Raw genomic sequence first — 19,265 nt, forward strand, 5'->3', positions numbered from 1 at the left:
ATTCCTGGACACTGACCTGGAGCCTGTTCAGCCGGCACGGCTGGATCGGTGCACAGACGCCCGGCGGACCGCATGGATGCCCTCGATGCGTACGGGTGGCGGGACGGTCCGCCATCGACGACGAGGAATCCGAACGCATCCAGCCGCCGTGCAGCGTCGTCATCGACCCCGCACGTGCGCGGCACCGTCGATGCGCTCGTGACACCCCGTCTGCTGCCTGACCGGCGCGAGGTAGACCGTCCACGATGGACGGTGCATCAGTCCTTCGCGAGCCAGGCCAAAGCCGCTGCGACAAGGGCTTTCGTACCGGTGTCGAGGGTGGGCTGGATGACGGGCGCGAAGTTCGGCGAGTGATTGACGGGGATGTCCTGGGCGATTCGCCCGGCGGCCGCCGCCGCTTGGTACGCATCTGGATCGATTCCACCGATCGCCCAGTACGTGTATGGCACGTTCAGCGCGCGGGGAACATCGCTGAAGTCTTCGCTCGCGGTCTGCAAGGGCAGGTCCTGTGCCGAGTCCCCGAACACGTGCTCGAAGGCGGCACGCACGCGCGCGGTGGTGGACGGATCGTTGTCGGTGGGCGGGAATCGGTCGAAGAACTCGAAGTCCGGGCCCTTGGGTGAACCGGAGGCTTGGCACTCGGCGGCCACGATCCGCTGGATCGCGGCGAGGATCGCGGTCCGGGTCTGGTCGCTGTAGCTGCGGACGTTGAGCTGGAGAATCGCGTGGTCGTCGATGACGTTACTCTTGCTGCCTGCCTGGATGCTGCCGACGGTGAGAACCGCGGGGTCCGTCGGGGCGACCCCGCGCGATACCACGGTCTGCAGGCGCACGACGATCATTGCCGCCAGCACCACGGGATCAATGGTTGCCTGCGGCATTGAGCCGTGCCCACCCCTGCCGTGGACAGTGATTCGCATGCTGTCGGCCGCCGAGAGCACCGGGCCCGGCCGGGTCCCGACCTGTCCCGATGGGATCGGCAGTACATGCTGCGCCAGCGCCACATCGACAGTGCCGACGAGCGCGGCCAGGTCGTCGTCGACCATCCGTCGGGCGCCGTCCCCGAGTTCCTCCGCGGGCTGGAACAACGCGACGACGGTGCCGCTCCAGTCACTGGTCGCACCCGCGAGCAGGGCGCCGGCGCCGAGCAGGCAGGTGGTATGAACGTCGTGGCCGCAGGCGTGCATCACCGGCACCTCGTTGCCGTCCTGGTCGGTGGCGGTGACTGTGCTCGCATACGGCAGCCCGGTCTGCTCGCGCACCGGGAGCGCATCCATGTCGGCGCGCAGCAGCACGCTCGGGCCGTCGCCGTTGCGCAGGATCGCAACGACACCGGTGCCTCCGATTCCCTCGTGGACGTCGAATCCCCAGCCACGAAGCCGCTCGGCCACCGCAGCGGCGGTGCGCTGCTCCTGGTGGGACAGCTCCGGATGCTGGTGCAAGTGCCGGTAGAAGTCCTCCTGCCATTCCCGGACCTCACCCAGTGCGGCGAGGACGGTGGCAGTAGCGGAGCCGGAGCTCATCAGCGATCCTCCTTCCCTGCGTTGTCGTCCTTCTCGGTGACGTTGTCCTCGTCCAGCGTGGGCCCCCGATGACGGATGTGACAGGTGCCCAGGATGACGCGCAGGGGTGACCAGGCGTCGCCACTGGGCCGCCGGCGTGGCTCACATCGTTCAAATGCATGGCACCGAGCATGAACTTCCACCCGGTGCGTGCCCTGCTCGACGCGGTGCGGTCCACGAATGCGGGGGATCCTGATCGTTCGGCATGGATGCGCGACGTGTGTCCGACGTGCCGGGCGTGGCCTGACTCGATCCGGATCCGCAGCACCATCAGGAGGTTGCCCATCGGCACAGTGCCGCGGCTGCGGGGATGATCTGGCCGGCGCTGCCAGGGCCGGCACCGCCTGGTCACAGATCTGGGATGCACCTTCACCTCCGTCCGTGCATAGAACTGCCGTTCACCTGTGGAACTTGGGACTCGCGGCCGACACCTCGGCTGCAAGCAGGCGACGGGGAACTTCTCCGCGTACACCACACGCAGCGGGCGGTCCAGTCGGCCACGTCCGGCGGATGGCGGCGGTGTTGTGGCCGTCGGTTACGATGCGGGGCTCTGCTGGTGAACAGGAGATCGTCGATGGGTTTTGGTGCGGGGTCACGTACGCGAATGCCGCTGGTGGTTGCGGTGATCGTAGGTCTGATGGCCGTCGTGGTGACGTACGTGGCGCTCCGTCGCGACCCCGGGGAGACGGGCGCCGACAAGCGAGCCGGCTGTGAACCCATCGAGGTCAGTTCGTCGACCGAGAAGGCCGACCTGATGATCGAGCTGGCCCGCCGGTACAACGCGTCCGACACGCTGTACGGCGGCAAGCGGTGCGCGTCGGTGACCGTGCACCGGCTCACGTCCGGCGCGGCGGCGGAGGCACTTGGTTCCGGCTGGGATGAACAGCGCGACGGTGGCCCGGCACCGCAGGTGTGGACGCCCACCGCATCGTTGTGGCTCCAGTTGGCCCGCCACCGGGAGACCGCCGGCGGCAAGCAGGTGGTGCCGGCGGCCGGCGCGCAGATGCCGTCGATCGCGCAGAGCCCGTTGGTCATCTCGATGCCGAAGCCGATGGCCGAGGCGTTCGGCTGGCCGAACCGCGAGTTCGGGTGGAGTGACGTGCTGGCGCTGGCGTCCGATCCGCAGGGGTGGGGCCGGTACGGCCATCCCGAGTGGGGGCGCTTCTCCTTCGGCAAGGACAACCCGCACCGGTCCACGTCCGGCCTGGCCGCGACGGTGGCCACGTACTACGCGGCGACCGGCCTGTCCCGCGAGTTGACGCCGGCCGATCTCACCCAGCCCAATGTGATCAACTTCGTTCGCGGGGTCGAAGCCGGCGTCCTGCACTACACCGACGATGCGGTGAAGTTCCTCGCCAACCTGGCCGAAGCCGATGCCAAGGGCGCCGCGATGTCGTACGTGAGTGCCGTCGTGCATCAGGAGCAGCTCACCTTCCTCTACAACAAGGGCAACACCACCGGCGACCCGAAGGTGACAGGCAAGCCGCCCACGGTGCCGCTCGTGCCGATGGTGCCGCGGGACGGCACGCTGATGCTCGACCACCCATACGTGGTGCTGCCTTCGGCCAGTGACGCCCAACGGGAAGCAGCCGCGGACTTCCTCGCGTTCCTGCAGAAACCGGCCCAGCAGGCCGCGTTCGCGGCGCTGGGCTTCCGCGACCACCAGGGCAACGCCGGCCCCGAACTGACGCAGACCCTGCAGATCCCGGCCGGGCAGAAGCTCAGCCTGATCCAGCCACCCGTCGGAGAGGTCCTGGACAAGATCCTCGCCGGCTGGGACGACCTGCGGAAGAAGGCGAGGGTGCTGCTCGTCCTCGACGTTTCGGGCTCGATGAAGGAGAAGGCGGCCGGCGACATCAGCAAGCTGGAAGCCGCGAAGAACGCGGCGATCGCGAGCCTCGACCTGCTGCATCCCGACGACGAGGTGGCACTGTGGACGTTCACGGGGCAGCGACCGAACGGTGCGCAGCCCTACACCGAGCGGCTGCCGATGTCGCGCGTCGGTGACGCGAAGCAGCAACTCACCGGCATCATCCGGGCGCTGAGCGCCGATGGCGGCACGGCCCTGTACCACACGACCCGGGCCGCCGACCTGTACATGCGGGAACGGCTGGACGCCGACCGCATCAACGCGGTCGTGCTGCTCACCGATGGGCGCAACGAGTATCCGGCCGACAACGACCGGGCGAAGCTGCTCCGCGACCTGGACGGGTCACCCCTGGAGAACTCGGTTCGCATCTTCGGGATCGCCTTCGGCGAGGAGGCCGACCTGGACACGCTCGAACAGATCGCGAAAGTGTCGCGCGCAGCCGCCTACGACGCGCGCGACCCGGCCAGCGTCGACAAGATCTTCAGCTCGGTGCTGAGCAACTTCTAGCGGGCAACGTCCGACCAGCGCGTCTTCAACGGTCGAACACGACACCGAGGGCCACCCGCACCGTGTGCACGATCACGGCGACCACGGCTCCCGCGGTCAGCACGGCCGCCGTGCTCGCACCGGCGAGGCCGCCGGCCGTGCCGCTCAGGGCACCGAGCAGCACGGCCGCCGCCACACTCCACGGATCGGTGAGGTGGCGGCGGATCGATCGCCCCCGCCCCGGTTCGACGGCCTCGTCGACGCGCGACGCTTCGACGCCGGTCGTGGTCAGGGCCTGGATGTCGGAGCCTGCCGTCGTCGAGGCCGGCGACAGCTGCACGACCCGCTGCGGCGAACCCTGCGGCACGGGTGCCGGGTCGGCGGCGGTTCCACGGGCCTGCGCAACGGACACCTGCGACCCGGCACCGGCGGGCAGCCTCATCGTGACACCGGTCGGCGTGCGCTCCTCGCACGCGTCGAGCAGGATCAGTGCACCCTCCGTCACCACGAGTTCGGGCTGCTCCAGAACCGTCGGCGGCATCCCGAACGCGCGGTGCAGCAGCGTCGCGACGAGTGGGACGCGGCTCGACCCGCCGACGAGGAAGATGCCACCGACGTCGGACAGCCCGATGCCGGCGCTCTGCACCGCGGCGCGGGTGACCGCGACCGTCCGCGCGATGACCGGTTCGGCGAGCTGCTCGAACTCGTCCCGGCTCACCGGAACGGTGTCGTCCAGGATCGGCAGGTGCACCAGCGTCTGCGAACGCCGGCTCAACGACTCCTTGGCCAGCCGGACGTCCTCCCACAGCTGCCACCTGGCACGGCGGTCGGCGGCGGTGGCCGGTCGCCGCAACCGGTCCCAAGCGTCCGGGGCCCGCTTCGCGATCAGCCGGCCCAGGTGCTCCACCAACGCGGCGTCCAGGTCCAGGCCGCCCACCTCGGGCAGCCCTTCACTGGCCAGGACCGTCAGCGCTCCTGCGGGGCCGCGGCGAACCACACCGGCGTCGAACGTGCCGGCCCCGAAGTCGTACACCACCGCGCACTGACCCGCGCCGACCCGGCCGACCTGGCCGAGGAAGTAGGCGGCGGCAGCGATCGGCTCCGACACGAGTGTCGGGCTCGGCAGGCCGGCACGGACGACCGCCGCGGTCATCCGGCTCAACCGCGACGTGCCCCAGATCTCCGGATGCGTGACCACGACACGATCCGGGAGCTGGCCGGCGACCTGCCGCGCCTCCGCCGCCACCCGCCCCAGCACAGCGGCGACCAGGTCGACCACGTCGGTCTCGTAGCCGCCGAGCAGGACGATCCCGTCTGCCATCCTTCGCTTCGGGTTGGGCTCGTACCGATCCGGATGCACCCGCGCCGACCGCACGGCTTCGGCACCGGACAACACGTCGCCGAGGCCTTCCAGGAGTACCGCCGACGGCAGCAACGGTGACCCGTCGAAGAGCAGGGAACGTGCTTCACCGCCGCCGCGCCGCACCATGGCCACGGTGTTGAAGGTGCCGAAGTCAATCCCGAGCAGCACATCGTGAGCCATCGTTGCAGCGTACGCGGCCCCCGATTGCCGTCCCGTCTTGATCGGTGCGTCCTGGTGGCTCGGGGCGCGTTCAGAATAGCGCGGGACAATGTTTGCCTGCACAAATGCCGAGGTGCGGACGCCGGCCGACGATCGGTCAGCCGAGACGGTGGGCTCGGCGTTGGACGGCCGCCACGGTAGGCACCGGACATGGCGCGCCGCGAACGCAGCGGTGACGCACCGGCGCAACGAGCGGAAACCGGCAGGTCATCGGCGGTTGGATGATCCACTGGAACACGTGATTTCCGCGTGCCCGGATGCATTGACGTGGCATGGATCACGGCTCTATCGTGAACCACCAGTTCACTGAGTGATCCGATCCAACGGTTCACTGAGTGAAACACTACTGCCGGACGACGGCTCCCGAGAGGTTTCGGAGAGTGCCTGCACATGACCGCGACAAAGATCGTTCCGCCGCCGAGCGCGGCCGAGACGGGTCGAGCCCAGCGCGGGCGGCAGCAGCTGGCGCGGGGCCGGTCCCTGCGTGGGCCTAGCGTGAAGAAGCACGTCATCAACACCGTCGGCTCGATCGGCGTCCTCGCGGTGCTGGCCGGGCTCTGGGAGGGGTACAAGGCGCTGGGCCAGGCGTTCGACGACGTCATTCCCGGCACCCGGATCGGCTTCCCGGTGGCCACCGACGACCTGTCGATGCCTCACCTCTCGGCGATCCTGGGCTCGCTGGTCGAGCCGGCCCGCCGCGGCGACCCGACGACCCTGGCCGCATACCTGATCGGCGAGACGACGGTGACGCTGCGCGAGGCCCTCTACGGCCTCGTCGCCGGCTCCGTGCTCGGCCTGCTGCTGGCGGTCGTGTTCCTCAACGTCGTCCCGGTCAGCAAGGGCCTGATGCCGTGGCTGGTGGCCTCGCAGACGGTACCGCTGGTGGCCATCGCCCCTATGATCGTGATCTGGGGCGGCAAGGCCGGCGCCCCGCCGTGGATCGCCGTCACCGGCATCGCCGCCTACCTGGCCTTCTTCCCGGTCACCATCAACACCCTGCGCGGGCTGAAGTCGCCGCAGAAGGTGCACCTGGAGCTCATGCACAGCGTCGGGGCCAAGCGCCGCCAGGTGCTGTGGTGGCTGCGCATCCCGGCGTCGCTGCCGTTCGTGTTCTCCGGGCTCCGGCTGGCCGCCACGGCGAGCGTCGTGGGCGCGATCGTCGGCGAGCTGTCCGCCGGCACCGGCCGTGGCATCGGCCGGTCGATCCTGACCTTCGCCTACTACTACTCGAACGGCCCCGAGAAGCTCTACGCCGCTGTCCTCGTCTCGGCGGTCGCCGGCATCGTCTTCGTGCAGCTGCTGGGCCTGATCGAGCGCTTCGCGCTGCGACACCGCCATGCGTGAGCACAAGCAGAAGCCTATGGCTCGGACCGCCTCACCTGCGGACCGTTGCCGCCAGACATCCCGACGCCCGTGGGGCAAGACCGCACCGAACCTCACCATTGCCTGGAGTAGCTGATGACTGAGCCCGCCATCATCTCCGTCCGCGGAGTCAACAAGGAGTTCAACAGCGGCGGCAAGCGCTCGGTGACCGCACTGCAGGACATCGACCTGACGATCGAGCGCGGCGAGTTCGTGTCGCTGCTCGGCCCGAGCGGCTGCGGCAAGAGCACCCTGCTGCGCGTGCTGGCCGACCTGACCGAGCCGACCAGCGGCACGGTGACGCTCAAGGACAAGACGCCCCGCGCCGCGCGGGCCGACCGCGACTACGGGATGGTCTTCCAGCAGGCCGGCCTGTTCGACTGGCGCAGCGTGCAGCGCAACGTGGAACTGCCGCTGCAGGTCGCCGGGGCCGACAAGGCGACCCGGCAGGCCAAGGCCCAGGAGATGCTGGAGCTCGTCCGGCTCTCCGAGTTCGCCAAGCACTTCCCGTGGCAGCTCTCCGGCGGCATGCAGCAGCGGGTGGCGATCGCCCGCGCGCTCTCCGCCGACCCCGAGATCCTGCTCATGGACGAGCCGCTCGGTGCGCTGGACGAGATGAACCGGGAGCGGCTGCAGGGCGAGCTGCTGCGGATCTGGGCGGACACCCGGACCACGGTCGTGTTCGTCACCCACAGCATATCCGAGGCCGTCTTCCTGTCCTCGCGGATCGTGGTCATGACGGCCCGCCCGGGCCGGATCGCGGCGAGCATCGACGTGGACCTGCCTTACCCGAGGACCGCGGCCACCCGTACCACCGATGCGTTCTTCGCCAAGGTGACCGAGGCCCGCACGGCGCTGCACAGCGAGCTCGCCGGGCAGGCCGTCTGATGGCCGTCACCCAGGCCGTCACCCAGGCCGCCCCGCCGTCTGCGCTGCGTACCCAGCTCGGCCGCATCCTGCCGATCGCCGTCACCGCTGTGGTGATCCTCGGAGTGTGGCAGCTCGCCATCGTCGCGTTCGACGTGCCGTCGTTCATCCTGCCGACGCCGACCGCGATTCTCTCCGCGTTCGCCAGCCAGTTCACCACGATCATGTCGGCCTCCCGGATCACCGTCGAGGCGGTGCTGCTCGGCCTGCTCATGGGCGTGGCCGGGGGCGTCGCGGTGGCCCTGGTGCTGAGCCGGTTCCCCAGCATGTCCGGGCCCGTGCTCACGGTCGCCGTCATCGTCAACTGCGCCCCGATCGTGGCCCTGGCCCCGATCTTCAACAACTGGTTCGGCGTCACCAGCCTGGTCTCAAAGGCCGGCGTCGCCGCCGTGATGGTGTTCTTCCCCGTCCTGGTCAACACGACCCGGGGACTGCTCCAAGTCTCACCCCTGCACCTGGAGCTCATGCAGTCGCTGGCGGCCAAGCCCCGACACGTGGCGCTGATGCTGCGGCTGCCCAACGCGCTGCCCTTCCTGTTCAACGCGCTGAAGCTCGGCTCCACCCTCGCCGTCATCGGCGTGATCGTGACCGAGTACTTCGGCGGGCCGAGCAACGCGCTCGGCGTCTACATCGCCTATCAGGCGGCCCTGCCCCGGTTCGAGTACGCCTGGGCCGGAATCCTCGTGGCGAGCGCCCTCGGCCTGGCCATGTTCGGGATCGTGTCGCTGCTGGAACGCCTCCTCATGCCCTGGCACGCGTCGCTGCACGACGAGAACGCGTAGCCAACACACCCCCCCCAAAACGCTTCAATTGGAGTCAGCATGTCAATTCGGAAAGGGTTCAGCGTCCTCGCGGTCACCGCGCTGCTCGCGTCCGGCTGCGGCGGCATGTCCGACACCGGCACCCAGGCCGCCTCCGACGCCGGCAAGGACTGCACGTCCAAGACCAAGGTCCGGGTCGTGCTCCAATGGGTCGCCCAGGCCCAGTTCGCCGGCTACTACGCGGCGAAGGACAAGGGCTACTACGACGCCGAGTGTCTCGACGTCACCATCCAGGAGGGCGGCGTCAACATCGTCCCCCAGCAGGTGCTCTCCTCGGGCAACGCCGAGTTCGCGGTCAGCCACGTCACCAAGACGATGGCCACCCGGGAACAGGGCGCCGACCTCGTCAACATCGGCCAGGTCTTCCAGCGCGGCGCCTACCTGCAGGTCGCGTGGGCCGACTCCGGCATCAAGACGCTCGCCGACCTCAAGGGCAAGAAGGTCGGCAGCTGGGGCTACGGCAACGAGTTGGTGCTCTACGCGGCCATGCGCGGCGCCGGCGTCGACCCGCCGAAGGACACCACCATCATCCAGCAGCCGTTCGACATGTCGCTGCTGCTCAAGCGCGAGGTCGACGCCGCGCAGGCCAAGACCTACAACGAGTACGCCCAGCTGCTGGAGACCAAGAACCCGAAGACCGGCCAGCTGTACCAGCCGTCGGACTTCACCGCGATCAGCCTGCAGGACTCCGGCTACACCAGCCTCGAGGACGGCATCTACAGCCGCGGGGACTGGCTCAAGGACCAGGCCAACCAGGACACCGCGGTGAAGTTCCTCAAGGCCACCTACCGCGGCTGGGCCTACTGCCGCGACGAGCTCAAGGGCTGCGTCGACACGGTGCTGGCGCACGGCAGCGCGCTCGGCACGGGCCACCAGACCTGGATGCTCAGCGAGGTCAACAAGCTTATCTGGCCCTCGCCCAAGGGCGTCGGGGCGATGGACCAGGCGTCGTGGGATTCCACGATCGACATCGCGACCAAGGGCGGCGTGCTCAAGAGCAAGCCGGACGCCAGCGCGTTCCGCACCGACCTGTCCGACAAGGCCCGCGAGGAGCTCAAGGCCTCGGGCGTGGACGTCATGGGCACCGGCTACAAGCCCGGGACGCCGACCATTACAGAGGGCGGCAAGTAGCCGAGCGGGTAGACGTCCCGGTGGTGCGCCGGGCCTGCCAGGATGGCATCGAAGATTTGGCCGCTGACGACGGCCCGCGGATTACGGGAGGAACTCGATGGCATCTGGTGAGGCCGGTCTGGTCCGGCGCACCATCTGGCTGCTGCGTGCGGTGGCCGCCCACCCCGAGGGCGTCGGCCTCAGCGAGGTCGCGCGCGAGGCGGGCATCCCGAAGGCGACCTGCTACCGGGTGCTGACGGTGCTGGAGCGGGAGAGCTGGCTGACCCTCGACCCGGTCACCCGGCGCTACCGCGTGTCGCTGGGCCTGCTGTCCATTGTGGGCGGTCTGCTCGACGGCGGCGGCGCCTACGGCCACATGCGCGACGTCCTGCGCGGCCTGGCCGGCGAGACCCGGGAGACGGCGGGCTTCGACGTCCTGCTCGCCCCGAAGGTGATGGTCGTGGCCCAGGTGCCCGGACCCTCGCTCATCGGCCAGACCCTCAAGCCCGTGCCGCGGACCCAGCCCGTGTGGGCCACGTCCACCGGCAAGGTGCTGCTGGCCGCGCTGGAGCCGGCCGAGGTCCGGGCCGACTTCGCCGAGGAGTTCGCCGCGCACGCCCCGCCGGAGGTCGGCGACCTGGACTCGTTCATGGGCTCTCTGGCCACAGTCCGTGCCCGCGGGTTCGCCTTCGCGTACGACGAGCTCGAGGTCGGCGCGGCCTCCGTGGCGGCGCCGGTGAGGGTCCGGGGCACCACGCCGTACGCGGTCTGGATCGGCGGCCCCACCTACCGGCTCACCCGCGACCGGATCGACGAGGTGGCGGAGTCGGTCATGAAGGCCGCCCGGCAACTCAGCGAACTGCTCAGCAATACCGACATCGAGCTCCCCAGCGGGCTCGGCCGGCTGCAATAGCGCCGGCATGGACCGGACCGGGGCTGCCCGGCCGGTGGAGGAGGAACGCAATGGCCGCATTTGACGAGGCGCTGGCCGCGGCGACGGTGGTGGCCGGCCGGGTGCCGAAGGGCCTGTACATCGACGGCGAGTGGCGGTCGGCCCAGGGTGGCGGGACGCTCGCGGTCGAGGACCCGGCGACCGGCTCGGTGATCGCGGAGGTCGCCGACGCCTCGGTCGACGACGCCCTCGACGCCCTGGCCGCTGCCGACCGGGCCGCGCGGGCCTGGGCCGCCACGGCCCCGCGCGAGCGGGGCGAGGTGCTGCGCCGGGCGTTCGAGCTGATGCTCGCCCGCCGCGACGACCTGGCCGGGCTGATGACCCTGGAGATGGGCAAGGCCGTCGCGGAGTCGCGGGCCGAGGTCACCTACGCCGCGGAGTTCTTCCGCTGGTTCGCCGAGGAGGCGGTCCGCATCGACGGCGGCTACCTCCCCGCGCCCGGCGGCGGCTCCCGGGTGCTGCTCATGCGCCAGCCGGTCGGCCCGTGCCTGCTCATCACCCCGTGGAACTTCCCGATGGCGATGGGCACCCGCAAGATCGGCCCGGCCCTCGCGGCCGGCTGCACCGTCGTGGTCAAGCCGGCCAAGCAGACCCCGCTGTCGATGCTCGCGCTGGTGGCGATCCTTGAGGAGGCCGGCGTCCCGCGGGGTGTGGTCAACCTGTTCACCACGAACCGCTCGGGCGCGGCCAGCTCGGCGCTGCTCGACGACCCGCGGCTGCGCAAGGTGTCGTTCACCGGCTCGACCGAGGTGGGCCGGACCCTGCTGGGCCAGGCCGCCCAGCGGGTGCTGCGCACGTCCATGGAGCTCGGTGGCAACGCGCCCTTCCTGGTCTTCGAAGACGCCGATCTCGAGCTCGCCATCGAGGGTGCCGTCCAGGCCAAGATGCGCAACGTGGGTGAGGCCTGTACCGCCGCCAACCGCTTCTATGTCCAGCGCTCCGTCGCGGAGCAGTTCGTCAGCGGCCTGGCCGAGCGCCTGGGCCGCCTGCGCGTCGGTCACGGGCTCGACCCCGCGACCGAGGTGGGCCCGCTCATCGACGGCAACGCCGTGAAGTCGGTCGGCGAGCTGGTCTGCGACGCGACCGCGGCCGGCGCCCGGGTCGTGACCGGGGGAGCGGCCGTCGACGGCGACGGCTACTTCTTCGCCCCGACGGTCCTGGCCGACGTGCCCGGCCACGCCCGGACGGTCCGCGAGGAGATCTTCGGCCCGGTGGCCCCGATCGTGGTCTTCGACGTCGAGGACGAGGCGGTCGGCCTGGCCAACGCCTCCGAGTACGGCCTCGCCTCCTACGTCTTCACCGAGAACCTGGGCCGCGGCCTGCGCGTCAGCGAACGCCTCGAGAGCGGCATGGTCGGGCTCAACCAGGGCGTCATCTCCAACCCGGCGGCGCCGTTCGGCGGGGTGAAGCAGTCCGGGCTCGGCCGCGAGGGCGGGCGGGTCGGCATCGACGAGTACCTGAACATCAAGTACACGGCCGTCCGGGCGAGTTGGTGACCGGCTTTATCCTGGCCGGCGTCCAGTGGGAACCGGTGCTCGGTGACGTCGAGGGCAACCTCGCGGCCTCGTCGGCCTGGATCCGGCGGGCCGCGGCCGAGGGGGCCCGGCTCGTCGTCCTGCCCGAGGCGTCCTCGGCCGGCTACGTGTTTGAGGACCGGGCGGAGGCGGCGACGTACGCGGAGCCGATACCCGACGGCCCCACGAGCACCGGCTGGGCCGCGCTCGCGGCGGAGCTGGGGATCTGGATCGTCGGCGGCCTGACCGAGCTCGACGGGGACCGGGTCTACAACTCCGCCGTGGTGCTCGGCCCGGACGGCCACCTGGGCACGTACCGCAAGGCCCACCTGTGGAACGACGAGAAACGCGTCTACGACCCGAACACGGCCGGCTTCCCGGTGTTCGACACCCCGCTGGGGCGCATCGGCGTCGGCATCTGTTACGACGCCTGGTTCCCCGAGATGTTCCGCAGCGCGGCCGTACAAGGTGCGGATCTTCTTGTGCTGCCGTCGAACTGGGTGCCTGTACCCGGGCAGCCCGACACCGGGCCGGCGATGGCGCACCTGATGTGCATGACGGGCGCGCACAGCAACCAGTTCTTCGTCGCCGGCGTCAGCCGGATCGGCGTCGAGCGCGGGCAGGAGTTCGTCGGGCGATCCGTGCTCGTGGGGCCCGACGGCTGGCCGCTGGCCGAGCCCGCGAGCCGCGACCGCGAAGAGCTGGTGCTGGCCGAGGTCGACCTCATCGGCACTCGGCGGGAGCGGCGGGAGAACCCGTTCAACCAGCCGCTGGCTGACCGGCGGACCGACCTCTACTCGAGCTGATCTCGGGTTCTCACGGCTCTTGACAGTCCCCCGCAGTGTCTACAGTATTTGAACCGACGGTTCGTTCAATGAACCACAAAGGAGTGATCGTGATCAGGGTCCGGAAGATCGTTCGCCACCTCGAGGAGACCTGGCTCGAGAACGGTCAGGACGTGCAGCCCCACCACCGCGTCGCGTTCGTCGGGGTCGTCATCGAGAACCCCTACCCCAGCGAGTACGTGCAGGATCTGGTGACCCTCGCCGACGAGCTGGGCGAGGAGATCGGCAGCCTCATCGGCCCGGCCTGCGTCGAGCTGCTGGGCGACGAGGTCGAGGCCTTCGGCAAGGCGGCGCTCGTCGGCATCGACGGGGAGCTCGAGCACGGCTCGGCGCTCATTCACAACCTGCGGTTCGGCAACATGTTCCGCAACGCCGCCGGCGGCACCGAGCTGCTCCCGGCGGCCGAGAAGGTCGGGCTCACCGGCAGCCCGATCGACATCCCGCTCAAGCACAAGCTGGACTCGAAGACCCGCTCGCACCACCAGACGGTGACGCTGCAGGTCGCCGACGTCCCGCGCCCCCGCGAGATCTTCGTGATCGTCGCCGCCGCCAACGCCGGCCGCCCGCTCGCCCGCCTCGCCACGTTCGGCGCCGAGGTCAAGGCCGGCGCATGACCATCACCGAGAACCAGATCGGCACCGACGCCTGGACCGCGGAGCGGGTGAAGGCGGTCGACAAGGAGTACGTCATCCACTCCTGGTCGGTGCAGGGCTCGCTCGACCCGATCCCCGTCGCCGGCGGCTCGGGCTCGTGGTTCTGGGACTACGACGGCCGCAAGTACCTGGACTTCCAGTCGCAGCTCGTCAACCTGAACCTGGGCCACCAGCACCCCCGCCTCGTCGAGGCGATCCGCGCCCAGGCCGAGGAGCTGTGCTACATCGGCCCCGGCTTCGCGGAGCGTTCGCGGGCCGAGCTCGCCGAGATGATCGCGAACCTGACGCCCGGCGACCTGAAGATGAGCTTCTTCACCACCGGTGGTGCGGCGGCCAACGAGAACGCGGTGCGGCTCGCCCGCCACGTGACCGGCCGGCACAAGATCGTCGCCCGCTACCGCTCGTACCACGGCGCCACCGCCGGCGCGATGTCGCTCACCGGCGACCCGCGCCGGTGGGCCGCGGAGCCGGGCATCAGCGGCGTGGTGCGGATGCTCGACCCGTACACGTACCGCTGCCCGGCCGGGCACCCCGACCCGTGCCCGGTCTGCTCGGGCGGGCCGCACCTCGAGGAGATCCTGCAGTACGAGAACCCCGAGACGGTCGCCGCCGTGATCGTCGAGCCGGTCACCGGAACCAACGGCCTGCTCTACCCGCCGGAGGGGTATCTGCGGTCGCTGCGCGAGGTCTGCGACCGGTACGGCATCCTGCTCATCTTCGACGAGGTGATGGCCGGCTTCGGGCGCACCGGCGAGTGGTTCGCCTGCAACCACTGGGACGTCACGCCCGACATCCTCATCACCGCCAAGGGCCTGAACTCGGGCTACGTCCCGCTCGGTGCGATGACGGTGAACGAGCGGATCTCCGAGTGGCTGCGGACGAACATGTTCTGGGGCGGCATGACCTACGCCGGTCACCCGCTCGCGTGCGCGTCCGGCGTGGCCTCGCTGCGGATCATGCAGGACGAGGGCATCGTCGACAACTCGCGGGCGATGGGCGAGCGCCTCGGCGCCGGCCTGGCCCAGCTGGCCGAGCGGCACCCGAGCATCGGCGACATCCGCGGCCGCGGCCTCTTCTACGGCGTCGAGCTGGTGAAGAACCGCGCGACCAAGGAGCCGCTCGTCCCGTTCAACGCCAAGGGACCCGCGGCCGCCCCGGTCGGCAAGCTGCTCAAGGCGGCGATGGAGCGGGGCGTGTACCTCACCGCCAACTTCAACGTCCTGCGCCTCACGCCGCCGCTGGTCATCAACGCCGCCGAGATCGACCTGGCGCTCGGCGTGCTCGACGAGGTCCTCGCCCTCGCCGACGAGCACTACCAGGGCTGAACGCGACACAGGCGCAGTGACAGGGGAGTGACATGGGATCGACACTGATTCGCGGCGGTACCGTCGTCAACGCCGACTCGGCGATCCGCGCCGACGTCCTGGTGCGCGACGGGCGGATCGTCGCGCTCGGTATCGGTTCGGACTGGACCGCCGACGAGGTGATCGACGCGACCGGCATGCTCGTCATCCCGGGCGGTATCGACGCGCACACGCACCTGGAGTACCCGATCGACGGGTTCACCACCAGGACGGCCGACGACTTCTACACCGGGACCGTCGCCGCCGCGCACGGCGGCACCACGACGATCCTGGACTTCGTCAAGAAGGAGCCGGACCGGTCCCTGTACGACACGTACCTGCGCCGCCGCGACGCGGCCCTGGAGCGCTCGGTCGTCGACTTCGGGCTGCACGCCATCGTCCCGCCCCGCGCCCAGCAGCCCGACGTGCTCGACGACCTGCGCCGGCTCGCCGGCGAGGGGGCGGCCAGCTGGAAGTTCTTCATGGCCTATCCGGGCACCCAGATGGTCGACGACGGCGAGCTGCTGGAGGGCTTCGCCCTCGCCCGGGAGCTCGGCGTGCTGCCGATGGTGCACGCCGAGAACGGGCACATGGTGGCCCGGGAGACCCAGCTGCTCATCGACCGCGGGGACACCGCCGAGCACTTCCACGCGACCGCCCACGGCCACGACTCCGAGGCCGAGGCCGTGCACCGCGCGATCGTGCTCGCCGAGTCCGTCGGGGCGCCGCTGTACGTCGTGCACGTCTCCAGTGCCGCCGCGGCCGACGAGATCAGCCGGGCCCGGGCCGACGGCCGCCGGGTGTGGGCGGAGACCTGCCCGCAGTACCTGCAGGTCGCCTACGAGGACTACGAGGGCCTGGGCGAGAAGGCCGCGGCCTACCTGTGCTCGCCGCCGATCCGCGAGCGCAGCAACCAGGAAGGCCTGTGGAAGGCGCTCGTCACCGGCGCGATGGCGACGGTCGCGACCGACCACGCGGGCTTCTGCCTGCACCAGCCCGACGACCTGCCCCCGCAGAAGCTGCGCAGCCCCGGCTACTTCCCCAAGGTGCCCAACGGGGTGCCTGGCATCGAGGACCGGCTCATGGTGCTCTGGGAGGGCGGCGTGGCGAGCGGGCGCTTCGACGCCTGCCGGTTCGTCGACCTGGTCTCGACCCGGCCGGCCAAGCTCTTCGGCCTGTTCCCCCGCAAGGGGATCGTCGCCGTCGGGGCCGACGCCGACCTGGTCGTGTGGGACCCGAAGGCCGACCACGTCATCACGACCGAGGGCACCCACATGCGCACCGATTACAACCTCTACGACGGGATGCGGGTGACCGGCAAGCCGGTCCACGTCTTCTCCCGCGGCGACCACCTGGTCGGCGCCGACGGCTCCTTCTACGGCGCCGCGGGCCGCGGATCCTTCGCCGAGCGCGGCGCGCCGCACCTCTTCTGAACGGATTCTGAACGGAGCGATATGAAGATTCCTCTTGGCATCCACGTCGGCGAGCGGCTCAGCCTCGAGCAGACCTACTGGCAGGCCGAGTTCGCTGACCAGAACGGCTTCGAGTCCGTCTGGGTCGCCGAGGGGCGCCTCGCCCGCGACGGCATCGTGCCCGCCGCGATCATCGCGAGCAAGACCCGCCACGTGAAGATCGGCACCGGCGTCGTCAACAACAAGAGCCGCAACGCCGCGCTCATGGCGGTCACCTTCAAGACCCTCGACGAGGTCGCGCCCGGCCGCGCGATCCTGGGCATCGGCGCCTGGTGGGAGCCCCTCGCGACCAAGGTCGGCCAGCCCCTGGTCAAGCCGATCGCGTCGATGCGCGAGTACATCACCGTCCTGCAGGCGTTCTTCCGCAACGAACTCGTCGAGTTCGAGGGCGAGTTCGTGCAGATGCGCGGCGTGCGGTTCGACAGCATGTACCGCGAGAACAAGCCCGTCGACATCCCCATCTACATCGGCGCCGTCGGCCCCAAGATGCTCGAGCTGGCCGGCGAGATCAGCGATGGCGTGCACATGGACTTCCTCCTGCCGCCGTCGTACCTCGTCGGCGCCACCGCGGCCATCCAGCGCGGCCTCGCCAAGCGCACCGACGGCAAGACCTCGATCGACCTCACCCAGATCGTCTCGTGCAGCATCAACGACGACGACCCGCAGGAGGCCATCGACGCGTGCAAGGCGTTCCTGACGCTGTACCTCTGCCAGCAGCCCCACATCGCCGAGCACTGCGGCGTCGAGCGCGAGCTGGTCGACCGGCTGCAGAAGATCGCCGGCTGGCCCGCGACCCCCGAGGACATCAAGCGCGCGATGCGGCTCGTCCCGAACAGCCTGGTCCAGAACGTGACCGCCTGCGGATCGACGGACGATGCCTTCCAGAAGCTGATGTCGTACCACGAAGCCGGCGTCCGCAGCCCGATCATCTCGACGCTCGGGGACAAGGAGCAGACCCTCACCCGGCTCGCGCAGGCGGCCAAGGCATGAGCGTCACGACGATCGCCGTCATCGGCGGCACCGGTCCCCAGGGCCGCGGCCTGGCCTACCGACTGGCTCGCGCCGGACACTCCATCGTGCTCGGCTCCCGCGCTCGTGAGAAGGCCGAAGCCGCCGCGGTGGAGCTGCGTCGGGAGCTCGAAATCGCGTCCGTGGAGCTGCGGCGGCAGGCCGGGGACATCACCGGCGCCGCGAATCTCGACGCGGCCGCCTCCGCCCCCGTGGTGCTGCTCGCCGTGCCCTACGACGGCCACACCGAGCTGATCACCGGGCTCGCCGGCGCGTTGGCCGGGAAGATCGTCATCAGCTGCGTCAACCCGCTCGGGTTCGACAAGCAGGGCCCGTTCGGCCTCGACGTCCCCGCGGGCAGCGCGGCCGAGGAGGCCGCCTCGCTCGCCGGCGCGGCGACGGTGGTGGGCGCGTTCCACCACCTCTCGGCCCCGCTCCTGCTCGACCCGGACGCCGACCTGAGCCACGAGGACGTCCTGGTCTGCGGCGACGACCGCGAGGCCAAGGAACTCGTCATGGGCCTGGCCGCGGACGTGACCGGCGGCCGAGGAGTCGACGCCGGCCGGCTGCGCCTGGCCCGTCAGCTGGAACCGCTCACCGCCGTGCTCATCTCGGTGAACAAGCGGTACAAGACCCGGTCCGGGGTGGCCATCACCGGCCTGCCCCAGACCGCTCACGAGAGGGTCCCCGCGTGAAACTCGCCGCGCTGCAACTTCGGCCCTCCGCGGACCGCACCGAGACGATCGGCCGCGCCGCCGACCTGATCGACGCCGCCGCTGGGGACGGTGCCCGAATCCTGCTGCTGCCGGAACTCTTCGCTGTCCCGTTCGTCCAGCCGGAGCCGGACCTGGACTACTTCGAGCTCGCCGAGCGCCTCGACGGCCCCTCGAACCGGATGGCCGCCGCTCGTTCCCGCCGGCACGGCATGACCGTCGTCTCGTCCATCTTCGAGGCCGCGGACGTGCCCGGGGTCTATTACAACACGGCGTGCACCTATGTCGGCGGCGAGCTGAAGTCGGTGTACCGCAAGTCCCACCTGCCGTTCTCCAACGGCTTCCCGGAGAAGTTCTACTTCCAGCCGGGCGGCACGGAACCCGAGGTCGTGGACACCGGCGAGACGGGCGTGGGCACCATCATCTGCTACGAGCGGCACTTCCCCGAGCTGAGCCGCATCGTGGCCCTGCGCGGCGGTTCGGTCCTGTGCGTGCCGGTGGCCTCGGCGAGCGCCCCGATGCGCGAGGTTTTCCAGCTGGAACTGCGCGCCCACGCGGTCTTCAACGGTCTGTTCGTGATCTGCTCGAACCGGGTGGGCCGGGAGGGCGCGAAGGACTACTTCGGCCTGAGCGCGGTCTACGGCCCGGACGGCGACGTGCTGGCCCAGGCCGCGGACGACACGGACGGCCTGGCGGTCGCGGAGGTGGACCTCAGTCTCGTCGACCGTACGCGCCGCAAGCGCCCGTTCCTGCGCGACCGGCGGCCGGAACTCTACTCCCGCCTGACGAAGATGGGCCCGACGGCCCCCTGATCCGGTGCGGCGCATGCGATGTCGTGTCGCATTGCATGCGCCGTGCCGCTCCACCCGGGCGGCGGCGCGGTCCCGAACGGTGTGTTGCGGCGATCATCGGATGTCCCGGCGGGAACCTGTGGTCCAACCTCAAACGCAGCCTGGCCAACCGTGCCCCGGCACTATCAACGACCTGCTCCCCGCGCGGGCCGCGCGTCGGGCGACCGGCGTCGCCGCCGTGCCATCCCCGCCGA

The 19,265-nt window shown here is 70.3% G+C and carries 16 protein-coding genes; 14 read left to right on the top strand and 2 right to left on the bottom strand.

Going from position 1 to position 19,265, the window contains the following annotated elements:
* Nucleotides 1-257: 257 nt before the first annotated feature.
* On the bottom strand, nucleotides 258-1,523 hold the full coding sequence (locus tag AB0J72_RS44655; RefSeq protein WP_363411378.1) for an amidohydrolase: 1,266 nt from the start codon (nucleotides 1,521-1,523) through the stop codon (nucleotides 258-260).
* A gap of 661 nt (nucleotides 1,524-2,184) precedes the next feature.
* Here AB0J72_RS44655 and AB0J72_RS44660 point away from each other — a divergent pair.
* The gene (locus AB0J72_RS44660; protein WP_363411380.1) at nucleotides 2,185-3,939 is read left to right on the top strand and encodes an extracellular solute-binding protein; all 1,755 of its coding nucleotides are present in this window, start codon (nucleotides 2,185-2,187) and stop codon (nucleotides 3,937-3,939) included.
* 25 nt (nucleotides 3,940-3,964) lie between these two features.
* Here AB0J72_RS44660 and AB0J72_RS44665 read toward each other — a convergent pair whose 3' ends face one another.
* On the bottom strand, nucleotides 3,965-5,563 hold the full coding sequence (locus AB0J72_RS44665) for an Hsp70 family protein (RefSeq protein ID WP_363411382.1): 1,599 nt from the start codon (nucleotides 5,561-5,563) through the stop codon (nucleotides 3,965-3,967).
* Nucleotides 5,564-5,995: 432 nt separating this feature from the next.
* Here AB0J72_RS44665 and AB0J72_RS44670 point away from each other — a divergent pair, with 432 nt between their 5' ends.
* The 13 genes from AB0J72_RS44670 (at nucleotide 5,996) to AB0J72_RS44730 (ending at nucleotide 19,032) form a co-directional block, all read left to right on the top strand.
* On the top strand, nucleotides 5,996-6,844 hold the full coding sequence (locus tag AB0J72_RS44670) for an ABC transporter permease subunit (RefSeq protein ID WP_363411384.1): 849 nt from the start codon (nucleotides 5,996-5,998) through the stop codon (nucleotides 6,842-6,844).
* 114 nt (nucleotides 6,845-6,958) lie between these two features.
* The gene (locus AB0J72_RS44675; RefSeq protein WP_363411386.1) at nucleotides 6,959-7,750 is read left to right on the top strand and encodes an ABC transporter ATP-binding protein; all 792 of its coding nucleotides are present in this window, start codon (nucleotides 6,959-6,961) and stop codon (nucleotides 7,748-7,750) included.
* On the top strand, nucleotides 7,750-8,571 hold the full coding sequence (locus tag AB0J72_RS44680) for an ABC transporter permease (RefSeq protein ID WP_363411388.1): 822 nt from the start codon (nucleotides 7,750-7,752) through the stop codon (nucleotides 8,569-8,571). The genes AB0J72_RS44675 and AB0J72_RS44680 overlap by 1 nt, the downstream gene beginning before the upstream one ends.
* A gap of 39 nt (nucleotides 8,572-8,610) precedes the next feature.
* Nucleotides 8,611-9,741, top strand: a complete 1,131-nt coding sequence (locus tag AB0J72_RS44685; protein WP_363411390.1) for an ABC transporter substrate-binding protein — start codon at nucleotides 8,611-8,613, stop codon at nucleotides 9,739-9,741.
* 97 nt (nucleotides 9,742-9,838) lie between these two features.
* Complete coding sequence (locus AB0J72_RS44690) at nucleotides 9,839-10,633, top strand: IclR family transcriptional regulator (protein ID WP_363411392.1); 795 nt, start codon at nucleotides 9,839-9,841, stop codon at nucleotides 10,631-10,633.
* Nucleotides 10,634-10,683: 50 nt separating this feature from the next.
* The gene (locus AB0J72_RS44695) at nucleotides 10,684-12,168 is read left to right on the top strand and encodes an NAD-dependent succinate-semialdehyde dehydrogenase (RefSeq protein WP_363411394.1); all 1,485 of its coding nucleotides are present in this window, start codon (nucleotides 10,684-10,686) and stop codon (nucleotides 12,166-12,168) included.
* Nucleotides 12,165-12,992, top strand: coding sequence for a nitrilase family protein (locus AB0J72_RS44700; RefSeq protein ID WP_363411396.1), 828 nt, complete (start codon nucleotides 12,165-12,167; stop codon nucleotides 12,990-12,992). Before AB0J72_RS44695 ends, AB0J72_RS44700 begins: the two co-directional genes overlap by 4 nt.
* Before the next feature lie 89 nt (nucleotides 12,993-13,081).
* Nucleotides 13,082-13,645, top strand: a complete 564-nt coding sequence (locus AB0J72_RS44705; protein ID WP_363411398.1) for an amino acid synthesis family protein — start codon at nucleotides 13,082-13,084, stop codon at nucleotides 13,643-13,645.
* Complete coding sequence (locus tag AB0J72_RS44710) at nucleotides 13,642-15,009, top strand: aminotransferase class III-fold pyridoxal phosphate-dependent enzyme (protein ID WP_363411400.1); 1,368 nt, start codon at nucleotides 13,642-13,644, stop codon at nucleotides 15,007-15,009. The genes AB0J72_RS44705 and AB0J72_RS44710 overlap by 4 nt, the downstream gene beginning before the upstream one ends.
* 32 nt (nucleotides 15,010-15,041) lie before the next feature.
* Entirely contained in the window at nucleotides 15,042-16,460 is a 1,419-nt protein-coding gene (hydA, locus tag AB0J72_RS44715; protein ID WP_363411402.1) for a dihydropyrimidinase, read from the top strand.
* A 21-nt stretch (nucleotides 16,461-16,481) separates the two neighbouring features.
* On the top strand, nucleotides 16,482-17,489 hold the full coding sequence (locus AB0J72_RS44720) for an LLM class flavin-dependent oxidoreductase (protein WP_363411404.1): 1,008 nt from the start codon (nucleotides 16,482-16,484) through the stop codon (nucleotides 17,487-17,489).
* Nucleotides 17,486-18,202, top strand: coding sequence for an NADPH-dependent F420 reductase (gene npdG, locus AB0J72_RS44725; RefSeq protein WP_363411406.1), 717 nt, complete (start codon nucleotides 17,486-17,488; stop codon nucleotides 18,200-18,202). Before AB0J72_RS44720 ends, npdG begins: the two co-directional genes overlap by 4 nt.
* Nucleotides 18,199-19,032 carry a nitrilase-related carbon-nitrogen hydrolase gene (locus AB0J72_RS44730; RefSeq protein WP_363411408.1) on the top strand — a complete coding sequence of 278 codons (834 nt, stop codon included), beginning with the start codon at nucleotides 18,199-18,201 and terminating at the stop codon, nucleotides 19,030-19,032. Before npdG ends, AB0J72_RS44730 begins: the two co-directional genes overlap by 4 nt.
* Nucleotides 19,033-19,265 lie beyond the last annotated feature (233 nt).

Source organism: Dactylosporangium sp. NPDC049742 (assembly GCF_040674675.1).
Lineage (GTDB): Bacteria > Actinomycetota > Actinomycetes > Mycobacteriales > Micromonosporaceae > Dactylosporangium > Dactylosporangium maewongense.